The sequence below is a fragment of the Mycobacterium sp. G7A2 genome (genome assembly GCF_041902445.1).
Classification (GTDB): domain Bacteria; phylum Actinomycetota; class Actinomycetes; order Mycobacteriales; family Mycobacteriaceae; genus Mycobacterium.
The window spans coordinates 400,447-425,961 of the sequence record NZ_CP169251.1; the positions used below are offsets into that span (position 1 = coordinate 400,447).

The window sequence follows — 25,515 nt, forward strand, 5'->3', positions numbered from 1 at the left end:
CCCTGATGTCAGGGGCAGGTCACCTCGATCTCGAACGGCTTGTTCACCGGCTGCATGGGATTGGCCATGTCGACACCGGTCGCCGTGCCGGAGATGGTGTAGGTGTCGCCATCCTTCTGGACCGTGGCTTCGCCCTGGTTGACCCCGCTCTGGTAGCCCAGCGTGACGCCGTTGACGTTGCCCAGGCCCACCGAGACGACGCTGGGCTCGTCCCCCTCGGAGACCACGGCACCGATGCCGGTGGTCGCGTCGCCGATGGCGATGTTCATGTTTCCGCCCATGGACGAGCACACCACGGTGCCCTCGACGCTCTGGTCCTGACCGTCGATCGTGACGGTGCTCGTTCCCTCGGCCGCGGCCGCTGTCGACGTCTCGCCCGACGTCGACGAGCCTTCATCCGATCCGCCGCAGGCCGACAGGCCCATGATCACTGCTGCGCCTCCGACAGCGACAGCGATTCGGCGTGCTCCACGGTTCATCCCGACTCTCCTTCGTCTGGTGTGGCATGGTCCGCCGAGGCCGGCGAATCATGATCAGAAGTATGAGGCGGCGGTCTCCAAAACCGGGCCTGAATCCGCGAAACGGGACTCAGCAGGCGATCTTGATCCGGAAGTCGCCCGTGGAGCGGAAGCTCGGGTTGTCGAGGTCGAAGCCCACCGCGGTGCCGTTGATGTCGTAGGTGCGGTCGGTCATCGAGACCGTCGCCTCGCCATCGAGGCCCTGGTTGTAGCTGCCGGTGAAGCCGCCCAGGTCGGTCAGGCGCAACAACTTGACGTCGAGGCCCTCCGCGTTCGAGACCATCGTGTACACGCCGGACTCGTCCCCGCCGGTGGAGATCATGGTCATCGGGCCGATCGTCATGCAGTCCACCGAGTAGGTGGTGCCCGCGTCCCGGCCGTTGACCGTGGCCTGCGCGGTGCCCGGAATCAGCGCGCCCTGTGGTGGCTGGTAGGCGGGTTGCGGCGACGACGAGCACCCTGCGACGGCGAGCACGGTCGCCAGGGCCCCCGCGCCGAGGGTCGATCGTGTGGTCACAGGCAGAATCTACTGCGTGCCTGAGCAGCGTGTGAGTGATCCGTTCTTTCAGGTGGGTGCCGAGCTGCCCGGACGGCTGGGCCGCACCGGGGTCATCTCGACCCCGCACGGCGACATCCACACTCCGGCGTTCATCGCGGTCGGCACGCAGGCCACCGTCAAGGCGGTGCTCCCGGAGACGATGAAGTCGCTGGGCGCCCAGGCCGTGCTGGCCAACGCCTACCACCTCTATCTGCAGCCCGGGCCCGACATCGTCGACGAGGCCGGCGGGTTGGCTGCGTTCATGAACTGGCCCGGCCCCACCTTCACCGACAGCGGCGGATTTCAGGTGCTCTCATTGGGTGCCGGCTTTCGCAAGGTGCTGTCGATGGATGCCCAGCGTGTGCAGGCCGACGACATCATCGCCGAGGGCAAGCAGCGCCTCGCGCACGTCGACGATGACGGCGTGACGTTCCGCTCGCACCTCAACGGCTCCACCCACCGCTTCACCCCCGAGGTGTCGATCGGCATCCAGCACAAGCTCGGCGCGGACATCATCTTCGCGTTCGACGAACTGACCACATTGGTCAACACCCGCGGCTACCAGGAGCGCTCGGTGCAGCGCACGCACGAGTGGGCGGTGCGGTGCGTCGCCGAGCACCGCCGGCTCTCGGAGTTGCGGTCCGACAAGCCGCCGCAGGCGCTGTTCGGTGTGGTGCAGGGCGCGCAGTACGAGGACCTGCGCCGCCAGGCCGCGCGGGGACTGGCCGGGTTGGGGTTCGACGGCTTCGGCATCGGGGGAGCGCTGGAGAAGCAGAACCTGGCCACGATCGTGGGCTGGGTGAGCAGTGAGTTGCCCGCCGACAAGCCGCGGCACCTGCTGGGAATCAGCGAGCCGGACGACCTGTTCGCCGCCGTCGCGGCGGGCGCGGACACTTTCGACTGCGTGTCGCCGTCGCGGGTGGCCCGCAACGCGGCGGTCTATTCGCCGACCGGGAGGTTCAACATCACCGGCTCGCGCTATCGGCGCGATTTCACGCCGATCGACGAGGAATGCGACTGCTACACCTGCGCCAACTACACCCGCGCCTACCTGCATCATCTGTTCAAGGCCAAGGAGATCCTGGCCTCGACGCTGTGCACGATCCACAACGAGCGGTTCGTCATCCGTCTGGTCGACGACATCCGCGCGGCGATTCCTGCCGGTCGCTTCGACGACCTGAGGGAGCACGTGCTGGGTCGGTATTACGCGCCGAAAGCCTGACCTGCGTCTTCTTGAACGCGTGCACAATAAGGCTATGACGACCGCTGCGGATTCTCAGTCCCCGCTGGTGCAGCTGCTCGATCCCGCGCATCGCGCCGACCCGTACCCGGTCTACGCCCGGATCCGGCAGAGCGGTCCGATGCAGCTGCCCGACAGCAACCTGACCGTGTTCTCGACCTTCGCGCACTGTGACGAGGTGCTGCGTCACCCCGCCTCCGCCAGTGACCGCCTGAAGTCGACCGTGGCGCAACGGATGATCGCCGAGGGTGCTGCTGCGCGGCCGTTCGGTCCACCGGGCTTCCTGTTCCTCGACCCGCCGGACCACACCCGGTTGCGGCGGCTGGTGAGCAAGGCGTTCGTACCGAAGGTGGTCAACGCGCTCGAACCGGATATCGCCGCGCTGGTGGCCTCCCTGCTCGACGCCGCCGCCGGCGAGGACTTCGACGTCATCGAGGGGTTGGCCTACCCGCTTCCGGTCGCGGTGATCTGCCGGCTGCTGGGCGTCCCGCTGGAGGACGAGCCCCGGTTCTCGCGGGCCTCGGCGCTGCTGGCGCAGTCCCTGGACCCGTTCGTCACCGTCACCGGGGCCGCCGGCGACGGGGTCGAGGAGCGCATGCAGGCGGGTCTCTGGTTGCGCGACTACCTGCGCGAGCTGATCGGGCGTCGGCGCCGTGATCCCGGCGAGGACCTGATGTCCGGGCTCATCCACGTCGAAGAGTCCGGGGATCAGCTGACCGAGGAGGAGATCGTTGCGACGTGCAACCTGCTGCTGGTCGCCGGACACGAGACGACGGTGAACCTGATCGCCAACGCGACGCTGGCACTGTTGCGTGACCCCGAGCAGTGGGCGGCGCTGGCCGCCGACCCCGGCCGGGTCGCGGGTGTCATCGAGGAGACGTTGCGCTACGACCCGCCGGTGCAACTGGTCGGCCGCATCGCCGCCGAGGACATGTCCGTCGGTGGGGTGACGGTACCCAAGGGGGACAACATGCTGCTGCTGCTCGCCGCGGCCCATCGCGATCCTGAATTGCTCGAGCGCCCAGATGAATTCGATCCGCAGCGGCCGACGATCCGGCACCTCGGATTCGGGAAGGGGCCGCACTTCTGCCTGGGTGCTCCGCTGGCGCGGCTGGAGGCCACCGTCGCGCTGACGGCGCTGACGGCACGGTTCCCGGACGCCGCCCTGGCCGGCGAGCCGACCTACAAGCAGAACGTCACGCTGCGGGGGATGTCCGAACTGCCAGTGTCACTGACTACCCGCTCAGCTCCTCGATGACCGCGTGCGCGGCCCGCTCACCGGCCTCGACCGCACCCTCCATGTAGGCGCTCCACTGGGTGGCGGTGTCCGTGCCCGCCCAGTGGATCGCGCCGATCGGTGCGGCCAGCGCCTGCCCGAACGTGGTCCACACCAGCGGGCCGCAGTTGGCGTTGTAGCAGCCGCGGGTCCACTGCCGATCGGACCACTCGCCGTCGACGTAGCACTCGGGACGCGCAGCCCTGTCGCCGAAGTGGCGGACCAACTCGGCGGTCAGCGCGGCCCGGCGCTCGTCGTGCGGCAGCCGACCGTAGGTGCGTGCCTGTTCGCCTTCCAGGAACAGCAGGATGACGCCGTGGTCGTCACCGGGCAGACACGTGTCGTTGGACATCCGGGCCGGTCCGATGTCAGAGATCAACTGGCCGTTGAGCCCGTCGGCGCGCCAGAACGGTTCGTCGTAGATGAAGAACGCCTTCATCGCCGAGGCGTTCGGTAACCGCTGGGTCAGCTGATCGCGCACCCCGGGCAGGGGTGGGTCGTACATGATGCGCCCGGCCAGGGTCGGCGAGATGGTGACGATGACGCGCCGGCCGCGGGCCACCAACCCGCCGCGGCAGGTCACCGTGACCTGATCGGAGCTGTGCTCGATGAGTTGCACCGGGGCCCGGAGCACCAGGTGTTCGGCGACCAGATCGGCCAGTCTGCGCGGGATCTCACCGGTGCCGCCGACGAACCGGGTGGTCTGCGCGCCCCCCTCGGACTCGGCGAACAGCTCGGAGGTCACCCCGCAGGTCTGGATGGTGAACAGCAGATGCAGGAACGACACCTCCACGGTGGGCACCGCCAGGATCCCGACCGTGCAGATCTCCAGGAGCGTGCGCGCGACAGGGGACAGACCCTGGCCGTCGTACCAGGCGCCGGCAGTCACCGAATCCCATTCCGCGGCAGCCGGTGCCAGCCACGGCGCCTCAGGCGGGACCTCGGCCGCGAGCTCGTCGAGCAGCCGGAACACCTTCTCCAACTCGGCCAGCTCACCGGCGAAGCGGCTGTGAAACTCGCTCTGGCGCAACACACCCGAGCCCGCCAGGTCGTAGGACGTCTCACCGTCGTCGTACTGCGGGTACGTCGGCACGCCCAGCTCGGCGGCGAGCGCGAACATCCGATGATGTGTATCGCCGATCCACTGCGCGCCGAGTTCCACCGGCAGACCTGGCAGTGCGTCCTGGGTCAGGATGCGTCCGCCGACACGGTCGTCCGCCTCCAGCACCACCGGTGTCAAACCTGCCGCGAGGACCGTGCGCGCGGCGATCAGCCCGGAGATCCCAGCTCCGACGATGACGACGTCCGCCTCGTGGGTCGGTGCAGTGCTCATGCCGGAAACCTTCTCACGGCTGGGGTCGAGCAGGCCGGTATATCCAGGGAGATCGTGGCAACCGTTGCGGGTCGAACTCGGCGAGCATGCCGTCGACGGTGTCCGCGGTGTAGTCGAGCGATGCGGCGATCTCGCGTAGCGCGGTGTCCACGCCGATCTCAGCGAGCGTCACCGCCCCGTCGCGCTTGGCCAGTCGGGCGCCCTCGGCGTTGAGCACCAACGGCACATGGGCGTACTGCGGTGCATGATGCCCGAGCAGCCGGGCGAGGTAGGCCTGCCGCGGCGACGACGACAGCAGGTCGTCGCCGCGCACCACCTGATCGACACCGGTGGCGGCGTCGTCGACCACGACCGCGAGGTTGTAGGCCGGCACGCCGTCACCGCGTCGCACCACGAAGTCGTCCACCAGTCCGGTGAAGTCGCCGTGCAACAGGTCGTGCACGGTGTATTCGGTGACCTCGGTGCGCAGCCGCAGCGCCGGGGGCCGTCCGGTCTGCTCGCGGCGGACGGCACGCTCGGCGTCGGTCAGGTCGCGGCAGGTGCCGGGGTAGGCCCCCTGCGGGGCGTGCGGGGCCCGCGGTGCGGACGCGATGTCCTTTCTGCTGCAGAAGCATTCGAAGACCAGCCCGCGGCGGCTCAGCTCATCGACGACGGCGGCGTAGCGTTCCGGGTGTGCGGTCTGGCGGGTGGCGGGGCCGTCCCAGTCGAGGCCGAGGGCGGCGAGGTCGGCGAGTTGACGGTCGGCGATGTCGGTGTCGGTGCGGTCGTCGAGGTCTTCGACCCGCATCAGGAATCGGCGCCCGGTCGAGCGGGCGAACAGCCAGGCGAGCACGGCGGTGCGCAGGTTGCCGATGTGCAGGTCCGCCGAGGGACTGGGCGCGAACCTACCTGCGGCGGTCATCGCTGACGCGACTCAGCTGGCCTTGATCCGCGCCGACTGGCTCTGCAGTGCGACCGAGGCGGTGTCGACCGTCGATTGCACGCCGACCCCCCGGCCCTGGACCGTGACCGCCAGTCTGGTGCGGTCACCGCGGAACAGGTCCTTGGAGAATTCGCAAGGCTGGCCCGACTGGTCGAACGTCACCCGGGTGATGAGCAGCAGCGCGGACTCCGGGGCGATCCCCAGCAGCCTGGCCTCCTCGGGCGTGGCGTTGACCGCTTCGATGCGCTCGTCGGCGCGCGAGGTCACCAGTCCGTAGCTGCTTTCCAGCAGCTCGTAGATGGAACCGCCGAGTTGGCGTTCGAGCAGTCCGGGAAACGCGTCCGCGGGAAACTGGGCCGACTCCAGCGAGATCGGTGAGCCGTCGGCCAGCCGGACGCGGCGAATCTCCACGACGAAATCGTCCGGGCCCAGGCCCAGCGCATGCTGGGCGGGCCGGTCCGGTGCCGCGATCCGCGTGGACAGCACGCGGGTGCCGGCCTCGTAACCCTGGTTGGCGAGGAAGGCCGGGACGCCGACCAGGTCGGACAGGCTGCGCTGCACCTGGGCGTGGCTGATGAAGATTCCCCCGGACCGGCCGATCACGCGGTCGATCAGTCCGGACTCCTGCAGGGCGGCCAGGACCTGCCGCAGGCTGGATCGGCTGGTGCCGTACCGCTCGGCGAGCTCCCGCTCGCTGCCCAGCTTGGCTCCGGGCTCGCCGGCGTTGATGTCGGCCACGATCCGGCGTCGCAGATCCTCGGTCTGTGTGGGCACCGGTCCTCCCCGCCTCAATTTGGTACGACCAATTCTACGGCAGGCAGGACGCCGCACCGCCGCTCACATGTCGGCGAGTGCTTCCTGGGACTCGGGGAGGATCTGCCCGCCGTCGACGACCAGCGTCTGGCCGGTGATGTAGGACGCCTCATCGGTGGCGAAGAACAACGCCGCGTTGCCGATGTCACTGACGCTGCCCAGCCGCCCCGCGGGGACCGCCGCGGCCATCTGGTCCATGTACTGCTGGCCCATGTCCACCAGACCCTCGGTGACGATGTTGCCGGGCAGCACGGCGTTGACCGTGATCTTCTTCGGCGCCAGTTCCATTGCGGCGGTGCGCAGGAACCCGAGTTGCGCGGCCTTGCTGGCGCCGTAATGCGACCAACCGGGGAAGCCGGTGATCGGACCGGTGATGGAGGACGTGATCACCACCCGCCCGTGACCGCTGGCGGTCAGCGCGTCGAGCGCGGCCTGCACGATGTACACGGTGCCCTTGAAGTTGACCCCGATCACCTCGTCGATCTTCTCCGGAGTCAGCTCCTCCAGTCGGCTGGACGGGAAGATGCCGGCATTGGCACAGACGATGTCGAGCCCCCCGTGGCGCTCCACCGCCGCGGCGACCACCCGACGGCAGTCGGCGGGATCGGTGACGTCGGAAGTCACCCCGCTGACCGTGCCGGGCTTACCGGAGAGGCTGTCGACGGTGGCATCGATGTCGGCCTGATGGCGACCGGTGATGACGACGTGGACGCCGGCGTCGGCGAGCACCTCCGCGATTCCGCGACCGATGCCTTTGCTGCCGCCGGTGACGACGGCCGATCGGCCGGCGAGTGAAGTGAACATCTGCGGGTCTGCCTTTCGCTGTTCGGATCAGGCCAGTGTCAGGCCGTTGGACATCAGGTATCGTTCCGCCAGCGCGGCGCTGCCCGCGGCGTAGGTGATCGACATCTGCTGGGATTCGCGGGAATGGTTGTGCGTGCCCATCCAGGCCAGCAGCAGGAATCTGCGCAACAGCACGAAGGACGGCAGCATCGCCTCGTCGGCGGCGCTCATCGACCGTCGGGTGCGGTAGCCGCGCACCCAGGCGTCCTGCCACTCGGGCACCGACGGGTCGTCTTCGAAAAAGGACACCGCGGTGCCGAAGTCGTAGAAGTACCAACTGAATCCACAGTCGTCGAAGTCGATGACGGTGATGGTGTCGTCGTCGACGAGCAGATTGGCCAACCGAAGGTCGGCGTGTACCAGCCCGAATGTGTCCGGCCCGTCGCCGTATTCGGCGAGTCGCCGCGACAGTAGCTGTTGCGCGCGGGTGAGCACATCGGTTTCGGCGTCCCCGACCCCGACGGCATCCTGCCAGCGCCCCCAGCGCGGTGTGGCGCCCAGGCTGTGCTCCCAGTCCCAGCAGAACCGACCGAAACCCTGCGGGCGCTGCCAGGTGCGGGAGTGGTCGTGCAGGGCGGCGGTGATCGCACCCAAGGTGTGGAAGTCCTGGACTGTCAACGTCTTCTCGTCCGGCTCGACACCGTCGACCATCTCGAAGTGGACGACGTGCCGGGGTCCGTCCTCGTCGTCGACGGTGACGACGCGGGTGCCGTCCCGGGCCGGCACGACGACGGGGACGGTCAGGTCGCTGTCCCGGCGCAGCGCGTCGAGCCAGTCGAGCTCCGATTCGATCTCGTGTCGGCGGTGGTAGTTCTTGCGGTGTACCCGCAGGATCGACTTCGCCCCGGTGCCGGGTTCCTCGACCGCGTAGGTGGCGTTCTCCGAGAGGTTCAACAGAGTCAGCGTCGACGCCGGCGGTAGGTCATAGGCCGCCAGGGCCTGCTCGGCTATCGCCAGGTCGTTGCCGACGAAGTCAGCCTCAGCCATCAATGATCTCGCCCTTCGATTCCGGCCAGCACGGTCGTGATGCGGTCACGGGCCGTCGTGACGTCAGCGGTCGCCCCACTGATGTACAGCCTGCCCGCTGCCCCGATCATCTGCACGTCCACCAGCGTCAGGTTCGGCGCTGCCCTCTCCGCTTCATTGGCCGCAACCGCAGCGAACAGGGCCGGTGTCATCTCATAGACCAGGAGCGATTGACCCGGAAGAACCATAGACGCCTGCCGGTTGCGGTTCAGGATGACCGCATGCTGATCGGTGATGTCCTCGATGATGTCGTGGTAGAGCACCCGCGGCCGCAGCTGGTCGGCAGCCGAGTTGCCCGTGCCCGTGAGGATGGCCTCACCGGCGCGGATGACGTCGGAGAGGTCGGCGGAATGGATCTCCAGCACGCCGAACTGCCGCTCGACGTACAGGATGCCGGGGGCGATACCGGGCACCTCGCGCAGAGCGAGGTCGATGACGCGTTCGATCGCCAGCGCGGGTGACACCTCGACGATCAGCGCGTGTTCCCCCGCGTAGGGCGGATAGCCGCGGGCCCGGGTGGGGGTGCCGAGGTAGGCGGCGAACTGGGCTTGGAGATCCTCGACGAGCAGGTACACGCGGATGTCGGTGCGGGTACCCGTCATCGGGGTGGCCGCGGGGGTCACTGAGCGGCGACGGAGAAGTGCGCGCCCAACTCGTTGTGCGGGCGGGGGATCACGTGCACGCTGACGAGCTCGCCGACCTGCGAGGCGGATTCGGCGCCGGCCTCGGTGGCCGCCTTCACCGCACCGACCTCGCCCGTCACGATCACCGCGACCAAACCGTCACCGACCTGCTGACGGTCGGTGATGGTGACGTTGGCGGCTTTGACCATGGCGTCGGCCGCCGCCAGAGCTGCGACGTACCCCTTGGTCTCGATCATTCCGATTGCGTTGCTGGCCATGATGGTTCTCCTTCTGCTGGTTGCTGTCGGTTGCTTCTGGGTCAGTGCGACGGGTCGATGGACCCGATGATGAGGGCGTCCACCGGTGGTGGGGGACCGGTGAACCAACTGGACGCGACCGAGCCCTGCGTCACCAGGACCCGCTCGCCGACCCCGCTGCCGAGGACGTCGAAGGCGATCAGCCGATTCGCCGTGCCCTCGATCTCGACCTCGAGGAATGCTCCGGCCGGCACGCCTTCCACGCGCCGGGTGGACCAGACCTGGCCGGTCACCGTGCCTTGGATCATCTGCGCTCCTTTTCGATCGTCACGCCGAGAGCACGGGCGCGTTCTCGTGCCAGGGGGGTCAGTACCGCGCGGGGGCCCAGGACCAGGGTGGCTCCGGAGCCGGCCAATTCCGCGATCTGACGCTCGGTGACCGCCCCGCGTTCGACACGTCGCGCGCTCGCCCCCGAGCCGCGCTGCACACCGGCGAGCCGGAACGTCAGCCGGCCGGCCCGCAGATCGGCTCGGTTCTTGGGGTTTTCGAACAGATGCAGCAGATGGCGGGCGAACGCCGCCAGCTCGGCATCGGAGGTGATGCGCACCGCTTCGGTGCGGAAGCGCTCGTCGGCGGCCAGGGGGCCGGAGGGTATCGGACCGTCCGGGGGCGGCGGGGCGGCACGAGGGGCGGCACGAGGGGCCGGCGGGGCCGGTGCCGACGGACCGAGGTCGGCCAGCGCATCACGCACCACCTCGCGCACCAGCTGACGAAGTTGGCGGTGGTCGAGCGCGGTCACGGGACGCTCCGTGCCAGCGCGTCCTCGGCGGCGGAGGCGGCTTGGCGCACATCGGCTTCGGTGCCTGAGAGGTACACGCGACCGGTCGCGCCGATCATCCGGAAGTCGACGACCTTGACGTCGGCGGCCTTCTCGGCCTCGTTGGTGGCCAGGATCGCATACGACGCCGGCGCGACCTCGAGGACGTAGAGCGTCTCGCCGGCGAGCACCATCGAGCCGATCTTGTTGCGATTGATCAGGAACGCGTGCTGCTGATCGATGCTGGAGATGATGCGCGACGCCAGGATCTTCGGGGCGATCGCCGCATCGGTGCCCGCGCCGAGTTCCTCGAGTGCCGCGTCGGCGGCGGCCTTGACCGCACCCGTCTCACCGTGGAACTCCAGGTAGCCGAACTGGCGTTCCACCACCAGCACGCCCGCCTGGACCTCGGCGTGCTTGAGGGCCACATCGGTGACGCCTTCGATGTCCAGTCCCGGTGCCACCTCGATGATCTGGGCGGCGACATCGGCACGCGGCAGAGCACCCTTGATCCAGGTGCCCAGATACGACATGGTCTGCGGCTGCAGCCTGTCGATGAAGATGAACGAACGTAGTTCAGCCACGGGTCACCTCTTGATGAGTTGGGCGAGCTCCTCGACGACCAGCGCGCGCAGCTCGGCGCGCAGCGTGTCGAGGGTCGGATCGGCAGAGCGGGACACCGGGGCGGGGCGCCTCGGCGGGACGGGAAGTGCCACGGAGTCGTCGTTGGAGGCGCGGGGATAGGCCGGCACCGCGGAGTCGGGACTGCGCCACGGCGAGATGGCGGCGAAGCTGGGCATCGACACGCCGGCATCGGCGTTGTAGGCGATCCGCGTCCAGTTCAGCAGGTTGTCCGGACGCAGGTTCTCCCCGATTCCGCTGCGCCCCACGAAGCCGGTGCCGATCGTCATCGACGGCGCCAGATTGGTCTCCAGTCCGGAGCTGCCGGTGCTGTTGCCGACGTTGACCGACACCCGCAGCACAGGGACCTGCGCAGCGAATTCGGTGACGACACGCGGGTCCTCGCTGTGAATGGCCGCGGAGTGTCCGGCGCCGGCGATACGCACGACGGCGCGGGCGGCGCGAACTCCGCGGTGGGCGTCGGCAACCGTGGTGAAACCAATTACCGGGCAGAGCTTTTCGTGCGTCAACACCTCTTCGGAGATGACGTCGGTGAACGGCGCGACCAGCAGCCGGGTCTTGGCCGTCACCCGGACTCCCGCGCGCTCGGCGATCCACGCCGCCGATCGACCCACCACCTCGGTGTTCAGTGCGCCGTCAGGGAACATGTACTCCCGAAGCCGTTGCGTCGCCTCGGCGTCGAGGATGTGCGCTCCGTTGCGGGTCAGCGCCGAGCTCAGCTTCGCGGCGATGGCATCCTCGGCGATCAGCACCGACTCGTTGGTGCACAGCACCGAGTTGTCGAATGCCTTGCTGTCGACGATGCGTCGGGCGGCGGCCTCGATGTCGGCGCTCGCATCCACGAAGACCGGCACGTTGCCCGGCCCGACACCCAGGGCCGGGTTGCCCGACGAATAGGCGGCCCGGACCACGCCGGTACCCCCGGTCGCGACGATGACATCGGTGCGTTCATCGGCCATCAGCGCCTCGACCAGAGGAATCGACGGCTCGGTCACCACCGACACGATGCCGTCGGGCGCGCCGGCCGCGACCGCGGCCTCGGCCAGCAACTGGGCCGCATCGACCGAGCACTGGCGGGCCCGGGGATGGGGGGCGACGACCACGGCGTTGCGGGTCATCAGCGCCAGGATCACCTTGAAGTACACCGTCGCAACGGGATTGGTCGTCGGTGCCAGCGCGAGCACCACCCCGGCCGGACGCGGGATCTCGACGATCTTCTGCTCGACGTCGACACGGGGCGAGACGAAGTCCTGGCCTCGGTAGAAGTCGAGGATGCCGCGCGAGCAGGCCCGGTTCTTGACCACCTTGTCGGCGACCACGCCCATCTGGGTCTCGGCCACCGCGGCCGCGGCGAAGCGCTCGGCTTCGGCATGGCCGGCTTCGGCGACCGCGTTGACGATCGCGCTGACGGCACTCTGGTCGTACTCGGCGTAGGCGGCCGCGGCCCAGCGGGCACGTTCCAGCAGGTGGCCGGCCTGGTTGATGGTGGTCACACCTTTCTCCGTCCGGTAGCGGCGGCCTGAGCCCGGCCGACGGCGACGTCGAGTCGGTCCAGGACGTCCTCGCAGAGGTCGCGTCCCAGCAGCAGACCCGGTTTGAACTGCAGGACACGGGGATCCAGCGTCGAGAAGATGGCCCACACGCCGAGTTCGTAGAGTTCCCGCATCACGAACTTGGCGCCTTCGGGATGGTCGAACTCCAGCCCGATCACCACGCCGTTCTGCCGGATACCGACGAACCAGTCGGGATGGTCGGCCTGGATCCGCGCCAGCCCGTGGGAGAAGATGTCGGCGATGTAGTGGACCGAGGACCTGACCTCGGGGCGCGAGGTGATCTCGAGGGTCTTGATTGCCGCGACACATCCCAGTTCCGCGCCGCCGAACGTGGAGATGTGGCCGAAGCCGTCCTCGTCGAGCCACTGGGCGGCGCGGTCGCTGAGCATCGCGGCGGTGATCGGGTACATACCGCCGGAGAGCCCCTTGCCCGACACCATGATGTCGGGGTCGATGCCGTGCTTGGTGATTCCCCACATCTCGCCGGTACGCATCAGCCCGGTTTGCACCTCGTCGGCGATGTAGAGCGCGTCGTAGCGCGTGCACAGGTCCCGCACCGCTTCCAGGTAGCCCGGCGGCGGAAGCGGGAACCCGTAGGTCGCGGGGATCGTCTCCATGATCACCGCGGCCACGTCGCGTCCGCGCAGCGCCTGTTCCATCGCGTCGACGTCGCCGAACGGCACCTGGATGAACTCGTCCGGCTGGTCGGCGAGGAACATCTTGGCGAACCGGTCGTCGCCGGTGGCGACCGCCAGACCGGTGTGTCCGTGATAGGCCTTGATGATCGAGACGATCTTGCGGCGCTTGGTCGCATGGCGTGCGCTCTTGAGCGCGATGTCGATGGCCTCGCCCCCGCCGGACCCGAACGCGACCTTGGAGATCGATTGAGGCGCCGACTCCACCAGCTTCTGGGCCAGCGCGGTGCGTGCCACGGACGGGAAGTGATGGTTACCGACGTCGAAGTACTGCATGCCTTCGGTGAGAGCCTGCATCACCTCGGGGTTGCGGTGACCCAGGTTGTAGGTTCCGCCGTTGAGGTGCATGTCGATGAGCCGGCGCCCGCTCATGTCCCACAGGAAGTAGCCCTCCCGCCGGTCGATGACGAGATCGACGCCGGTATCGGTCCAGAACTGGGTCTTGTCAGGATTCCAGAACTCTTTCGCGCGTTCCAGGACCTGGGTCTTGGACTCGAACGAGAACGTGCCGTAGTCGTACACCGGGCTCCCTGCCATGAGTGGTAAGTCCCGGCCAGCGTAAAAAGGTTGACCATTTGTGTCAATAGCGCGAACCGAAGCGTTCTAGCGGTTGCGCGATCTAATTGGTAGTGCCAATATACGCACGGTTGATGTGGTCTGGACCACAACAGCTCCTACCGTTCACTGGGGAAGGTATGCACACAGGATGACTGATCGCGTCGTGGATCACGACAAAACAACAGGTGAACCGGTCCAACGGCTCAAGCGCAACGCTGTGGGGACCATCGGCGTCATATTCATGGCGGTGGCCACGGCTGCGCCCATCACGGCAATGGTCGGTAACGTTCCGATCGCCGTAGGGTTCGGAAATGGTTCACATGCACCGGCGGGCTACATCGTCGCGACGGTGGTGCTCGGGCTGTTCGCCATCGGCTACGCCACGATGGCCAAGCACATCACCGCCACCGGCGCGTTCTACGGCTACATCTCGCACGGACTCGGCCGGGTGGTCGGGATGGCTGCCGGCCTGCTCATCACGCTGGCCTACGTGGTGTTCGAAGCGTCGCTGATCGGCATCTTCTCGTTCTTCACCCAGAACCTGGTGTCGTCGCTGCTCGGGATCACGATCCCCTGGATCCTGCCGGCGCTGCTGATGCTCGCGCTCAACGCGATCCTGACCTACTTCGACGTCAACCTCACGGCCAAGGTGCTCGGGGTCTTCCTGATCACCGAGATCGTCATGCTCGCTCTGGGCGCTGTGGCCGTGCTGGTGCAGGGTGGCGGGCCGGACGGCTTCGCGATCGGCGAGACGCTGAACCCGATCGGTGCGTTCACCCCCGCGGCCGTGGCAGGCGCCAGCGCGGGGCTGGGCTTGTTCTTCGCGTTCTGGTCGTGGGTCGGGTTCGAGTCGACGGCCATGTACGGCGAGGAGTCCAAGGACCCCAAGCGAATCATCCCGCGCGCGACCATGATCGCGGTGCTAGGCGTCGGTCTGTTCTATGTGTTCGTTTCGTGGATGGCCATCGCCGGCACCGGCCCGCAGCGTGCCGTCGAGCTGGCCCAGGACGCCGACACGGCCTCGGAGATCTTCTTCGGACCGGTGCGCGGCACCTACGGCGAGTGGGCGATCACGGTGTTCAACATCCTGTTGGTCTCCGGTTCGTTCGCGTGTGGCATGGCATTCCACAACTGCGCCTCGCGATACCTGTACGCGCTGGGTCGCGAGGGCCTGTCCGTCAAGCTGCAGCGCACCCTGGGGGCCACCCATCCCACCCACGGATCGCCCTACGTGGCGTCCTTCGTCCAGAGCGGCATCTCGCTGGTGCTGATCCTGGCGTTCCTGTTCGCGGGCATGGACCCCTACGTGCACATGTACACGCTGTTGGCGATCCTCGGCACCATGGCGATTCTGATCGTGCAGTCGCTGTGCGCCTTCGCCATCATCGCCTACTTCCACTTCCACAAGATGCATCCGTCTAGCGCGCACTGGTTCAAGACGTTCCTCGCGCCCCTGCTCGGTGGTTCGGGCATGCTCTACGTGGTGTATCTGCTGTGGGAGCACAAGGAGTCGGCGGCAGGGACGGCATCGGGCACGTTGCTGTTCAAGCTGACGCCGTGGATCGTGGTCGGTGTGTTCGCCATCGGTGCCGCGCTTGCGCTGTACTTCAAGTTTCGCGATTCTCGCCGCTATGAGCTGATCGGCCGGATCGTCTACGACGACAGCGAAGTTCGGGACTGATCCGCTGGCCACCAGGACTGAGGAGGAACGCGCCGTGCAAGAGCTGGGTCGATTCCGGGTGCTCGACGAGAAGCCGGTGAACCTCGACGGCTTCAGTGTCGCCGATGCCGACCTCGGCCTGGTGGCCATGCGCAGTCCACATGACCCGAGCCCGTCGCTGGTGATCGACGGCGGTGTCGTCACCGAACTCGACGGCAAGTCCGCCGCCGACTTCGACGTCATCGACGAATTCATCGCCCGCTACGGCATCGACCTCGCGGTCGCCGATGAGGCGATGGCGCTCGACGACGCTGTGCTCGCGCGCATGGCCGTCGACGTCAACGTGCCGCGTGCGGAGGTGGTGCGGCTGATCGGCGGCACCACCCCCGCCAAGCTGGCCCGGGTGCTCGCCCTGATGTCGCCGGTGGAGATGCAGATGGCGATGGCCAAGATGCGGGCCCGTCGCACGCCGAGCAATCAGGCCCACGTGACCAACCAACTCGACGACCCGCTGCTCATCGCCGCCGACGCTGCGGCTGCGGTGGCCTACGGGTTCCGGGAGGTCGAGACGACGGTGCCGGTGCTCGGCGACGCGGCCTCCAACGCCGTCGCGCTGCTGATCGGCTCACAGGTCGGTACGCCGGGAGCGTTGGCGCAGTGCTCGATCGAGGAAGCGCTCGAGCTGCGTCTGGGGTTGCGCGGATTGACCAGCTATGCCGAGACCATCTCGATCTACGGCACCGAGCAGGTGTTCGTCGACGGTGACGACACTCCCTTCAGCAAGGCCGTCCTGACCTCGGCCTACGCCTCGCGAGGACTGAAGATGCGGGTGACCAGCGGTGGCGGCGCCGAGGTGCTGATGGGCGCGGCGGAGCGTTGTTCGATCCTCTACCTGGAGTCTCGGTGCGTGTCGCTGGCGCGCGCCCTGGGCTCTCAGGGCGTGCAGAACGGCGGCATCGACGGTGTCGGGGTGGTGGCGTCGGTGCCCGACGGCATGAAAGAGCTCCTCGCCGAGAACCTGATGGTGATGATGCGCGACCTCGAGTCGTGCGCGGGCAACGACAACCTGATCTCCGAGTCCGACATCCGCCGCAGCGCGCACACGCTGCCGGTACTGCTGGCCGGAGCGGACTTCGTCTTCTCCGGATTCGGCTCGATCCCGCGGTACGACAACGCCTTCGCGCTGTCGAACTTCAACTCCGACGACATGGACGACTTCCTGGTGCTGCAGCGGGACTGGGGCGCCGACGGGGGCCTGCGCACGGTGTCGCCAGAACATCTGGCGGCGGTGCGCCGCCGCGCGGCGACGGCGGTGCAAGCCGTCTACCGTGATCTCGGGCTGGCAGATTACGACGACGAGCGGGTCGAGCAGGTGGTCGCCGCCAACGGGTCCCGCGACCTGCCGGCCGGGTACCCGAAGATGGTGGCCGAAGCCGCCGCGTCGATCGAGGCCCGACAGTTGACGGTGTTCGACGTCGTCGCGTCGTTGCACCGCACCGGCTACCCCGAGGAGGCCGAGTCGATCATGCGGTTGACCCGCGAACGCATGAGCGGGGACCAGCTGCAGACCTCGGCGATCTTCGACGACCAGTTCCGGGTGCTGTCCAAGATCACCGATCCGAACGACTATGCCGGCCCCGGAACGGGTTACGTGCTCGACGATGCGCGGCGCGCCGAGATCGACGCGATCCGGCAACAGCGCTCGACCGCCGAGCTGACCGCCGATCAGGCTGAGCACCAGGACCACGTCCTCGTGACCGAGGTCGAACCCGCCCGCCAGGGCAGCGACCCCCGCGAAGTGTGCATCGGCCTGTCGCCGGCGTGGGGACGCAGTGTCTGGCTCAGCCTGTGCGGCCTCACGGTGGGCGAGGTCCTGCGACAGATCTCCGCCGGTCTCGAGGAGGAGGGCTGTGTGCCGCGCCTGGTCCGGGTGCGGTCCACGATCGATGTCGGACTGATCGGCCTGACCGCGGCTCGGCTGTCGGGATCGGGAATCGGGATCGGGTTGCAGGGCAAGGGGACCGCGCTGATCCACCGCCGCGACCTCGCACCGCTGGCCAACCTCGAATTGTTCAGTGTGGCACCGCTGCTCACCCCGCAGATGTACCGCGAACTGGGCAAGAACGCAGCGCGGCACGCCAAGGGGATGGCGCCGGTGCCCATCTTCACCGGCGGCACGGACGAGTCGATCTCGGCGCGGTATCACGCCCGCGCGGTGGCCCTCGTGGCCCTGGAGCGCCAGGCGTGTGAACCCGGCGAGCCCCCTGTCACGGTGGAGGTGAGGCGGGCATGAACACTCGGCGCGAGATCCTGACCGTGGCGAACGCGGTCGACGGAAAGCTCGGGTTGACCCAGCTGCGCATGGACCCGGCGGTGCTGGCCCAGCAGGCGGTGGTCGCCGAGGACGGCGGTAATCCGCAGCTGGCCGAAAATTTCCTGCGCGCAGCCGAAATGGCGACGATGGACGACGAGGACGTGATGAACCTCTACGAGGCGCTGCGTCCGCACCGCTCGACCGGTGCCGAACTGGAGGCGCTGCGGGTATCGCTGGAGCGGCGGGGTGCGGCACGCTGCGCCGAGCTGGTGCGCCAGGCGGCCGACGCCTACACCCGCAGGGGTCTGCTGCGGTGACGACCCGTCGCGGGGTGATCGTCGCCGGCATCGACGTCGGCAATCACACCACCGAACTCGTGCTGTCGTGTGTGCACGACGGTGAGGTCACACCGCAGGCTCACGGTCACGCGCCCACGCGAGGCCGTAAGGGATCGCTGGAGTCCCTGCAGGGTGCCGCGGCACTCCTGCACCGGGTCGAGGTCGACACGGGGCTGTACGCCGACGATCTGGTGATCTCGGCGTTGCGGCCGGTCGATACCGCGACCGCCCCGATGCCGCCCGCGTCGACGCCGGGCGCCCCCGTGCGCAGTCTGCGCCGACCCGACGCCAGTACCGCGGGGGGCACCGGATACGGAGTGGGACGCCATGTTCCGCTGCATGCGCTGACGCAGGCGCCGAGCGATGAGCCGGTCGTGGTCTCCGTCGACTCGGACACCGATTTCGAGGCGGCGGCCTCCGCGCTGGCGGCGGCTGACCGGGGTGGCTGGCGGATCGTCGGGGTGCTGGCCGCCCAGGACGACGCGGTGCTGATCCGTAACCGCATCCCGTTCGACGTGCCGGTCGTCGACGAAGTCGACCTGAGCGGGGTCGCGCCCGACGCGCTGATCGCCGTCGAGGTGGTGGCCGAGGGTCGGGCCTACCGCGCAACGGCAGACCCGATCGCGCTGGCCGCAGCCCTGAAGCTACCTGCCGACAGGCTCGTTCAGGTGGCGGAGTTCTGCCGCGAACTCGCGGATTCCGCCGCCATCGCCGTCACCGCGAGCACCAGGCCCGCCGCGCCGCCCGACCGGGACGAGGACTTCGCCGACTGCCGGGTCGGGGGCGAGCTCCGCCGCTACTCGCTGGCCCACGCCCACGCCGTGTTGCGGCAGGCTCCGCCCGGCAGCGTCGAGTTCATCAGACTCGGGAAGGTGCCCACGGCCAAAAACGGCCTGGCGGTGCATGATGCGTTCTTCACCGACCTCGGCGCGGTGGACAACGGGGCATGGCTGCGACGCGGTCTGGTCGAGGCGTCGGGCACCGTGGTGGCGCTGCTGGCCGCCGACGACGTCGACGATGCGGCCGCGACTCTGACGGAACTCACCGGTCGGCCCGCGCGAACCCTGGCCACCGAGCCCGAGGCGGCGGCGTGGGGTGTCCGCAGCACACCGGGCCTGCCTCTCGACACGATGGTCTGCGATATCGGCGGCGGCACCATCGATCTCATCGGTTCTGCGCGCTCGGTGGTGGCCGCGGGCGCGGGCGAGGCCGTCACCGTGGCGGTCGCTCACGTGCTGGGTGTGCCACGCGCGCTGGCCGAGCAGGTCAAGAGGTCCCCGGCCGTGCGCGTGGAGGGTCCGCATGTCGCGCACGAGGAAGACGGTCGGCGCGTATTCCTGGATGCGCCGGCGCAGTCCGACGCGATCGGTCGACTGTGTACGAGGGGACCGGCCGGCCTGGTTCCCTTCTCGAGCCGGCTTGCGGCCGAAGAGTGGCGCAGTCTGCGGTTGGCCATCAAGCAGGAGACGGTGGCGGCCAACATCGCCCGAGCGCTTCGTGGGTTCGACCGCCCACCCTCGGCGTTGGTGCTGGCCGGCGGAGGTGCGCTCGACGATGAGCTGATGCGTTCTGTCTCGGAGGCGTTGCGGACCGTCCCGGTCGTCGTCGGACGCGCGAACGTCCTCGGTGTGCACGGTCCGCGGTTCGCGGTGGCCTCCGGGCTGGTGGAGATGTACGCCGCGGGTCGCTAGCGTCCCAGTTCGGCCAGCTTGGGCACCGCGGGGGACATGGCCTCGATCCAGGAGGCCGGTGCGCCTGTGGTCGGTGTGATGATCGCGGTGTCTATGCCGAGCTTGGCGTAGTCGGCCATTTGGGTGACGAAGTCGTCGAGAGTGTCGGGTTCTGGGCGAGGGTTGTTGGCCAGGATGGTCTTTCGGATGGTGTCGTAGTCTCGGCCGAGTTCGTCGCAGTGCCGGCGCAGCACGTCGAGCTTGTGGGCGACATCGTCGGGGGAGCTTCCGAACAGATTGCAGGCGTCGCCGTACTGGGCCACCAGTCGCAGCGTCTTGCGTTCACCACCGCCGCCGATCAGCACCTTGGGGCGGTTGATCGGTTGTGGCGAGCACAGGGTCTCGGCGAGTTGGTAGTGCGTGCCCTCGAACGGCCCGTTGTCGGCCGGATCCCACATCTGATTGCAGATCTGCAGGGTCTCTTCGAGTCGTTCGAAGCGTTCGGCCAACGCGGGATAGGGCACCCCGAGGCCGAGGTGCTCGCGTTCGAACCACGCGGCACCGATACCGAGCACCGCGCGACCGCCGGAGAGGATGTCGAGCGTTGTGACGATCTTGGCGAGCAGACCCGGGTGGCGGTAGGTGACGCCGGTGACGAGCAGTCCGAGGTCGACCGAGGTGGTGTGCGCGGCCAGGTAGCCCAGCGAGGTGTAGCCCTCGAGCATGTTGGCCTCGGCGGGCAGGCCGGTGGGTTCGATCTGGAAGAAGTGATCCATGAAAGACAGCCACGTCGCGCCGGCTGCCTCAGCGGCCTGGCCGACGGCGGCGAGCTCGCCGGCGATCGCGGTGGGGCCGCCGTCGATGTCGAAGACGGGAATGTGGAATCCGAGGTCCATGTCCGCTGCAATGCGTCAGCTCCCGCGCGCATTCCTCGTGGCGGAGAAAAGGCCGTCGAGCGCTTGTGCGACGTGATCCTGCCACGTCCCGGGTTCGACGCGGTGCACCGCCGTGTCGCCCAGGAAAGCGCTGGAGATGACGACGTCCGGGCTCAGCGTTGCCAGCAGGCGCAGGCTCTCTGCCAAGGTGTGCCGGTCGCTCATGCCCTCCAGATAGCCGGCCCACCAATCACCGTCCGGGGTGCGGATCACGGTGTCCCCGGTGAACAGGTAGCGACCCTCGGCGCCGGGGACCAGGTAGCAGGTGCTCCCGGGGGTGTGGCCGGGGGTGGGGATGACCTCGACCCCGTTGCTGTCGACGTGACGGCTGCCGAGTTCGACGTCGACGCGGTGGTGCTCGGCGATGTCGTCGAGCTCGGCCATCGGCGCGCGGAGCGTCGAACCGAACTGGCGGGCAATCCCTTTCAGCATCGGTCCGGCTTCGTCGCGGTGCGACAGGTAGTGATGGGTGACGCCGCCGAGGTCGGACAGTTGGTCGAACTCGGCGTCGGTGGCCGGCGAGTAGAACAGCGCATTGGCGGCCGTCCAGAGGTAGGCGTGGGTGGTCAGCCCGGGGAAGGGGTTGTCGGGTCGGGTTTCCCAGAGGTCTGTCAGGACTTGTCTCATGCGCTCAGAGTGCAACCTCAACAATTGTTCAGGTCAAGGGGTGGGTTATCCCCAATCGCGAATTCATCCACAGGTTGCGCCTGGTAGCCGATTCGGCGGGTTCTTGGCGCCCGCGGCGAAAGTAGACTCGCTCATATGTTCGATGGTTCGCTCACTGGTCCGCCCGCGCTGGCACAGGCGTCGAACCGCGAACTGATCGACGCGATCGCCGGATGGTCGAGTGCCGCGGCCGCCGCCGAAGCCCGCAAATTCTCCGCGCTGGCCGAATGGCGAGGCCGCACCGCTGACTCGGACCCACAGCGTCAGAAGTGGGCGTGCGACCCGGTCGATGACGTAGCCGCGCAGGTGGCATGCGCGCTCAACGTCTCCCACGGCCGGGCGCTCACCCTGATGGACACCGGGGTTCTGCTGCGCGACAAGCTGCCCCGCCTCAACAACCGGTTCCTCGCCGGACAGGTCAGTGAGCGGGTGGTGGCCCGCATCGTGTGGCTGTGCGGGCTGGTCGTCGACGATCAGGTGTGGGCCGGGCTGGACGAACAGTTCGCTGCGGCCGCAGCCTCGTGGGGCGTGCTGTCCGGTGACAAACTCGACGCCGCGATTACGGTGTGGCTGCACACCCTGGACCCCGATGCGGTCCGCCAGGCTCGCGACCAGCACCGCAACCGGGATTTCCGCGTCGGGCGCCGTGACGACGTAACCAGCACCACCAGCGTGTTCGGCCGCGTCAACTCCATCGATGCGGCCATCGCCGCTCGACGTCTCAAGGCCATGGTCAACAGTGTGTGCCCCGACGACCCGAGAACCCTGGCCCAGAAACGCGCCGACGCGTTCGGCGCCGTGTTCGCGGGGGCATTTCACCTGAACTGCCAGTGCGGCAGGCCCGAATGCCTGGCCGCCACTGTTCCCGACGCCCGCGCCACCAGCGTCGTCGTTCACGTCGTCGCCGATCAGGCGTCCCTCGACGCCGCCCCTGACGCCGAACCCGAACCAGAGATCGACGTCCCGCCCAGAACCCGGTCGGATGCCGCTCCTGCGCCGCAGCCCGCAGCCGACCCCGGAACGAGCTCCGAGCCTCCGGACAGCCTTGATCCTGACCCCGCCCCTGGGCCGGCACCCGAGCCCACGGCCACCCCCGAACCGGCACCCACCTCGGTCAATGGGCCCCTGCACCTTGCCCGTCCGGCGGTGATTCTCGGGCTGCGGGGGGCCGTGCTGCCCGTGGCTCTGCTGGCCGAGGTCATCGCGCGCGGCGCCAAAGTTCGTACCGTGGCCGACCCCCGCGATCTCCCCGTCAATCCGGGCTATCGGCCTACCACAGCGCAGGACGAGTTCGTCCGCTGCCGCGACCTGACCTGCCGTGTCCCAGGTTGCGACCGGCCCGCGATGGACATCGACCTCGACCACAGCGACCCCTGGCCCGCCGGGCCGACCCACCCGGACAACCTCAACGGCAAATGCCGTCTGCACCATCTGCTCAAGACCTTCTGGGACGGCTGGCGCGAACAGCAATGTCCCGATGGCACGTTGACGATCACCACCCCCACCGGGCACGTGTACACCACAAAACCGTTCTCGGCGCTGCTGTTTCCGTCCTGGATCACCACCGGTCGGAGCGATGCGGCGCCACCCCGGCCAGCACCAGCCGCACCGCCCCCGAGCCCGGGGCGGGGACTGATGATGCCGCTACGCCAGCGGACCCGCGCGCAGAACCGCGCGGCGTACATCGTGCGTGCTCGCACGCACAACGCCATTGCGCGAGAACTCGACCGCGCCGCCGCGGAGAAAGCCGCGCAAGAGCGCCGCGCCCGGCGCGAGGCCATTCCCCACAACCCACGGGATCCCGGATGGCACGCCCGCGAGGAGGCTGTCGACGCCATCCGGAGCTCCATGAACCGCCCAATCGTGTACGGCCGCAGCGACGATCCGCCTCCGTTCTGACGGGCTACTGGCGGGCCATGGCCACCCGTAGCGCCTCCTGAGGAGACACGAGGTGGTTGTCTGCGACCGCCGCGTCGGCGATGGCGAGCTGAACACCCTTCACCCGCCCGGTGAACCGGGTGGCGCCCGCGCGGTAGTCGGGCGACACCGCCGATCCGGAGTCCAGGCCGACGTCGCAGCCGTCGTCGGCGGAGAAGATGATCGGCAGCGTGGCCTCGACCTCCCCGCTGCCCACCTGCTGTCCGTCCACGTACAGCGTGACCGTCCCGCCGCCGCCCGGGGTGTCGCCGCCGTGGTAGTCGAACTCCATCCGGACCTGGTGATCACCCGCGGGCAGGGGATCTGCCGATACCGCGTAGAAATGCCTGATGCCGCCCAGGTTGTAGCAGTACTTCAGCTTCCCTTCGTGGGCATACAGACTCCACCCGCCGATGTTGGCGCCCTGCGCGATGATGACACCCTGCACCCCGGACTCCGGTACCACGATCTCGGCGGTCACCGAGTGCGACCTGTTCTTCATGTTGAGCACACTGTGCTCGGACAGGTGCCCCATACCGCCGAACAGCACCTGGGTGTTCCCACGGACCAGGACCGGCCGCCCCGCCACATCGGGGTTCATCCGCCGCGCCAGGTCGTCATCGAGCGGCAGCACGTTGTAGCGGGTCGCCTCGATGAGCCACAACCGTTGCAGCTCATGCAGCTTGTCGGGCATCTCCCGGGCGAGGTCGCGGGCCTGGCTCCAGTCGGTGGTGGTGTCGTAGAGCTCCCAGACGTCGTCGTCGAACGACGGAACGTCCTCACCGATCAGCAACCACGGCGTCTTGTGCCTCGTCACCGCGGTCCAACCCTTGTGGTAGATCCCGCGATTGCCGAACATCTCGAAGTACTGTGTCTCGTGCCGGTCCGGCGCCGTGGCGTCGTTGAACGAGTACAGCATGCTGGTTCCCTCGATGGGGGACTGCTGCACACCGTTGACGAACAGCGGCTCCGGCAGGCCGGCAGCCTCCAGCAAGGTCGGCGCCACATCGATGACATGGTGGAACTGCCACCGCATCTCACCGCCGGACTCGATGCCCGCCGGCCAGTGCACGACCGTGCCGTTGCGGGTGCCACCCCAGTGTGACGCCACCTGCTTGGTCCACTGATACGGCGTGTCCATCGCATGCGCCCACCCCACCGCATAGTGGTTGTAGGAGTCGGGCCCGCCGAAGTCCTCGAGGTGCTCGGCGAGGAACTCGGGGGTTTCGAGGGCGGCCATCCCGTTGAAGTTGAGCATCTCGTTGTACGTGCCGTTGATCGTGCCCTCGGCAGACGCGCCGTTGTCGCCGACGATGTAGTAGATCAGGGTGTCGTCGAGCACGCCGAGCTGCTGCAGGCTGTCGACGAGGCGACCGACGTGGTGATCGGTGTACTCCAGGAAACCGGCGTACACCTCCATCTGCCGACGCAGCACAGGTTTGAGCTCCTCCGGCATCTCGTCCCAGGCGGGGATCTCGGCGTGACGTGGTGTCAGCTCGCACTCCGGCGGTATCACACCGAGCTCCTTCTGGCGGGCGAAGATTCGCTCTCGCAACGCGTCCCAGCCGTCGTCGAACTCGCCGCGGTACCGGTCCGCCCACTCCTTGGGGACGTGATGCGGGGCGTGGGTGGCGCCGGGGGCGAAGTAGACGAAGAACGGACGGTCGGGAGCCAGGGCCTTCTGCCGGCCGATCCAGCCGATCGCCTTGTCGGTCATGTCCTCCATGAAGTGGTAGCCGGGGGTCTGGTCCACCTCGACCGGGTTGGTGCCCTCGAACAGCGTGGGATACCACTGGTTGGCTTCGCCGCCGACGAACCCGTAGAAGTACTCGAAACCGCCGCCACCGGTCGGCCAGGCATCGAACGGTCCCACCGGGCTGGTCTCCCACACCGGCACCTCATGACACTTGCCGAACTGGGCGGTGTTGTAGCCGTTGAGCTTCAGCGTGCGGGCGATCGGCGACATGGTGTTGGGCAGGATGGAGTTGTATCCCGGGGCGCCGGTGGCGATCTCGGTGATGCCGCCCATGCCGACCGAATGGTGGTTACGACCCGTGAGCAACGCCTGCCGGGTCGGCGAGCACAGCGCCGTGGTGTGGAAACGGTTGTAGCGCAGGCCGTCGTCGGCCAGCCGCTCCGCGGTCGGCGTCCGACAGGGACCTCCGAACGCGCTGGAGGCACCGAACCCGACATCGTCGAGCAGCACGACGAGGACGTTGGGGGCACCGTCCGGCGGCAGCACCGGCTGGATCGGCGGATAACTGGTGTCGGGGTCCTTGGCGTCGAAGGTGATCAGGCCCTGACGGGGCTCAGCTGGGATCGGAAGATGCGTCCGCTGCATGTCGAGGTCCTCGCTTCGTG

General features: G+C 68.2%; 24 protein-coding genes. 7 read left to right on the forward strand and 17 right to left on the reverse strand.

The features are described 5' to 3' along the window. Positions 1 to 8: 8 nt before the first annotated feature. Both ACEWX3_RS01920 and ACEWX3_RS01925 read right to left on the reverse strand, forming a co-directional pair. On the reverse strand, positions 9 to 479 hold the full coding sequence (locus tag ACEWX3_RS01920) for a lipoprotein LpqH (protein ID WP_207065254.1): 471 nt from the start codon (positions 477 to 479) through the stop codon (positions 9 to 11). A 109-nt stretch (positions 480 to 588) separates the two neighbouring features. After that, complete coding sequence (locus ACEWX3_RS01925; protein WP_374158551.1) at positions 589 to 1,035, reverse strand: lipoprotein LpqH; 447 nt, start codon at positions 1,033 to 1,035, stop codon at positions 589 to 591. Positions 1,036 to 1,042: 7 nt separating this feature from the next. Between ACEWX3_RS01925 and tgt the strand changes: the two genes are divergently transcribed. Further along, the gene (gene tgt / locus ACEWX3_RS01930; RefSeq protein ID WP_374159996.1) at positions 1,043 to 2,278 is read left to right on the forward strand and encodes a tRNA guanosine(34) transglycosylase Tgt; all 1,236 of its coding nucleotides are present in this window, start codon (positions 1,043 to 1,045) and stop codon (positions 2,276 to 2,278) included. Between the two features lie 34 nt (positions 2,279 to 2,312). Then, positions 2,313 to 3,554: a cytochrome P450 gene (locus tag ACEWX3_RS01935; RefSeq protein WP_374158552.1), complete on the forward strand. Its 1,242-nt coding sequence runs from the start codon at positions 2,313 to 2,315 to the stop codon at positions 3,552 to 3,554. Here the strand turns inward: ACEWX3_RS01935 and ACEWX3_RS01940 are convergent. From ACEWX3_RS01940 to ACEWX3_RS01995, 12 genes are all read right to left on the reverse strand, one after another. After that, entirely contained in the window at positions 3,532 to 4,905 is a 1,374-nt protein-coding gene (locus ACEWX3_RS01940) for an FAD-dependent oxidoreductase (RefSeq protein WP_221358994.1), read from the reverse strand. The two genes, ACEWX3_RS01935 and ACEWX3_RS01940, sit on opposite strands and share 23 nt — an antisense overlap. 13 nt (positions 4,906 to 4,918) lie before the next feature. Further along, positions 4,919 to 5,806 carry a tRNA glutamyl-Q(34) synthetase GluQRS gene (gene gluQRS, locus ACEWX3_RS01945; protein ID WP_207065248.1) on the reverse strand — a complete coding sequence of 296 codons (888 nt, stop codon included), beginning with the start codon at positions 5,804 to 5,806 and terminating at the stop codon, positions 4,919 to 4,921. Between the two features lie 12 nt (positions 5,807 to 5,818). Beyond that, on the reverse strand, positions 5,819 to 6,601 hold the full coding sequence (locus ACEWX3_RS01950) for a GntR family transcriptional regulator (RefSeq protein ID WP_207065247.1): 783 nt from the start codon (positions 6,599 to 6,601) through the stop codon (positions 5,819 to 5,821). A gap of 63 nt (positions 6,602 to 6,664) precedes the next feature. Next, a complete protein-coding gene (gene fabG, locus ACEWX3_RS01955) occupies positions 6,665 to 7,444 on the reverse strand; it encodes a 3-oxoacyl-ACP reductase FabG (RefSeq protein ID WP_374158553.1) in 780 nt (259 codons plus the stop codon). 27 nt (positions 7,445 to 7,471) lie between these two features. Next, entirely contained in the window at positions 7,472 to 8,470 is a 999-nt protein-coding gene (locus ACEWX3_RS01960) for a phosphotransferase enzyme family protein (protein WP_374158554.1), read from the reverse strand. After that, positions 8,470 to 9,111, reverse strand: coding sequence for a microcompartment protein (locus tag ACEWX3_RS01965; RefSeq protein ID WP_152519079.1), 642 nt, complete (start codon positions 9,109 to 9,111; stop codon positions 8,470 to 8,472). Before ACEWX3_RS01965 ends, ACEWX3_RS01960 begins: the two co-directional genes overlap by 1 nt. Positions 9,112 to 9,128: 17 nt before the next feature. Continuing rightward, on the reverse strand, positions 9,129 to 9,410 hold the full coding sequence (locus ACEWX3_RS01970) for a BMC domain-containing protein (RefSeq protein WP_152519078.1): 282 nt from the start codon (positions 9,408 to 9,410) through the stop codon (positions 9,129 to 9,131). Positions 9,411 to 9,451: 41 nt separating this feature from the next. Further along, positions 9,452 to 9,697, reverse strand: coding sequence for a EutN/CcmL family microcompartment protein (locus ACEWX3_RS01975; RefSeq protein ID WP_207065244.1), 246 nt, complete (start codon positions 9,695 to 9,697; stop codon positions 9,452 to 9,454). Beyond that, positions 9,694 to 10,188 carry a hypothetical protein gene (locus ACEWX3_RS01980; RefSeq protein WP_322486589.1) on the reverse strand — a complete coding sequence of 165 codons (495 nt, stop codon included), beginning with the start codon at positions 10,186 to 10,188 and terminating at the stop codon, positions 9,694 to 9,696. Before ACEWX3_RS01980 ends, ACEWX3_RS01975 begins: the two co-directional genes overlap by 4 nt. Beyond that, entirely contained in the window at positions 10,185 to 10,790 is a 606-nt protein-coding gene (locus tag ACEWX3_RS01985) for a BMC domain-containing protein (RefSeq protein WP_152519075.1), read from the reverse strand. The genes ACEWX3_RS01980 and ACEWX3_RS01985 overlap by 4 nt, the downstream gene beginning before the upstream one ends. 3 nt (positions 10,791 to 10,793) lie before the next feature. Continuing rightward, positions 10,794 to 12,341 carry an aldehyde dehydrogenase family protein gene (locus ACEWX3_RS01990; RefSeq protein WP_207065331.1) on the reverse strand — a complete coding sequence of 516 codons (1,548 nt, stop codon included), beginning with the start codon at positions 12,339 to 12,341 and terminating at the stop codon, positions 10,794 to 10,796. Then, positions 12,338 to 13,618, reverse strand: coding sequence for an aminotransferase class III-fold pyridoxal phosphate-dependent enzyme (locus tag ACEWX3_RS01995; protein ID WP_221359148.1), 1,281 nt, complete (start codon positions 13,616 to 13,618; stop codon positions 12,338 to 12,340). Before ACEWX3_RS01995 ends, ACEWX3_RS01990 begins: the two co-directional genes overlap by 4 nt. Before the next feature lie 184 nt (positions 13,619 to 13,802). On the opposite strand from ACEWX3_RS01995, the gene ACEWX3_RS02000 reads away from it, so the two are divergent. The 4 genes from ACEWX3_RS02000 to ACEWX3_RS02015 are packed head-to-tail and all read left to right on the forward strand — an operon-like array spanning position 13,803 to position 19,657. Beyond that, complete coding sequence (locus ACEWX3_RS02000) at positions 13,803 to 15,335, forward strand: APC family permease (RefSeq protein WP_374158555.1); 1,533 nt, start codon at positions 13,803 to 13,805, stop codon at positions 15,333 to 15,335. A gap of 34 nt (positions 15,336 to 15,369) precedes the next feature. Then, on the forward strand, positions 15,370 to 17,607 hold the full coding sequence (locus ACEWX3_RS02005; RefSeq protein ID WP_374158556.1) for a propanediol/glycerol family dehydratase large subunit: 2,238 nt from the start codon (positions 15,370 to 15,372) through the stop codon (positions 17,605 to 17,607). Then, a complete protein-coding gene (locus ACEWX3_RS02010) occupies positions 17,604 to 17,945 on the forward strand; it encodes a diol dehydratase small subunit (protein WP_207065334.1) in 342 nt (113 codons plus the stop codon). The genes ACEWX3_RS02005 and ACEWX3_RS02010 overlap by 4 nt, the downstream gene beginning before the upstream one ends. Continuing rightward, positions 17,942 to 19,657: a diol dehydratase reactivase ATPase-like domain-containing protein gene (locus ACEWX3_RS02015; RefSeq protein ID WP_374158557.1), complete on the forward strand. Its 1,716-nt coding sequence runs from the start codon at positions 17,942 to 17,944 to the stop codon at positions 19,655 to 19,657. The genes ACEWX3_RS02010 and ACEWX3_RS02015 overlap by 4 nt, the downstream gene beginning before the upstream one ends. Here the strand turns inward: ACEWX3_RS02015 and ACEWX3_RS02020 are convergent. Then, a complete protein-coding gene (locus tag ACEWX3_RS02020) occupies positions 19,654 to 20,532 on the reverse strand; it encodes an LLM class F420-dependent oxidoreductase (protein WP_374158558.1) in 879 nt (292 codons plus the stop codon). The genes ACEWX3_RS02015 and ACEWX3_RS02020 overlap by 4 nt on opposite strands. A 15-nt stretch (positions 20,533 to 20,547) precedes the next feature. Further along, the gene (locus ACEWX3_RS02025; protein WP_374158559.1) at positions 20,548 to 21,198 is read right to left on the reverse strand and encodes an MBL fold metallo-hydrolase; all 651 of its coding nucleotides are present in this window, start codon (positions 21,196 to 21,198) and stop codon (positions 20,548 to 20,550) included. A gap of 135 nt (positions 21,199 to 21,333) precedes the next feature. On the opposite strand from ACEWX3_RS02025, the gene ACEWX3_RS02030 reads away from it, so the two are divergent. Next, the gene (locus tag ACEWX3_RS02030) at positions 21,334 to 23,136 is read left to right on the forward strand and encodes a DUF222 domain-containing protein (protein WP_374158560.1); all 1,803 of its coding nucleotides are present in this window, start codon (positions 21,334 to 21,336) and stop codon (positions 23,134 to 23,136) included. Positions 23,137 to 23,140: 4 nt separating this feature from the next. Here ACEWX3_RS02030 and ACEWX3_RS02035 read toward each other — a convergent pair whose 3' ends face one another. Continuing rightward, entirely contained in the window at positions 23,141 to 25,495 is a 2,355-nt protein-coding gene (locus tag ACEWX3_RS02035) for an arylsulfatase (RefSeq protein WP_374158561.1), read from the reverse strand. Positions 25,496 to 25,515: the final 20 nt, after the last annotated feature.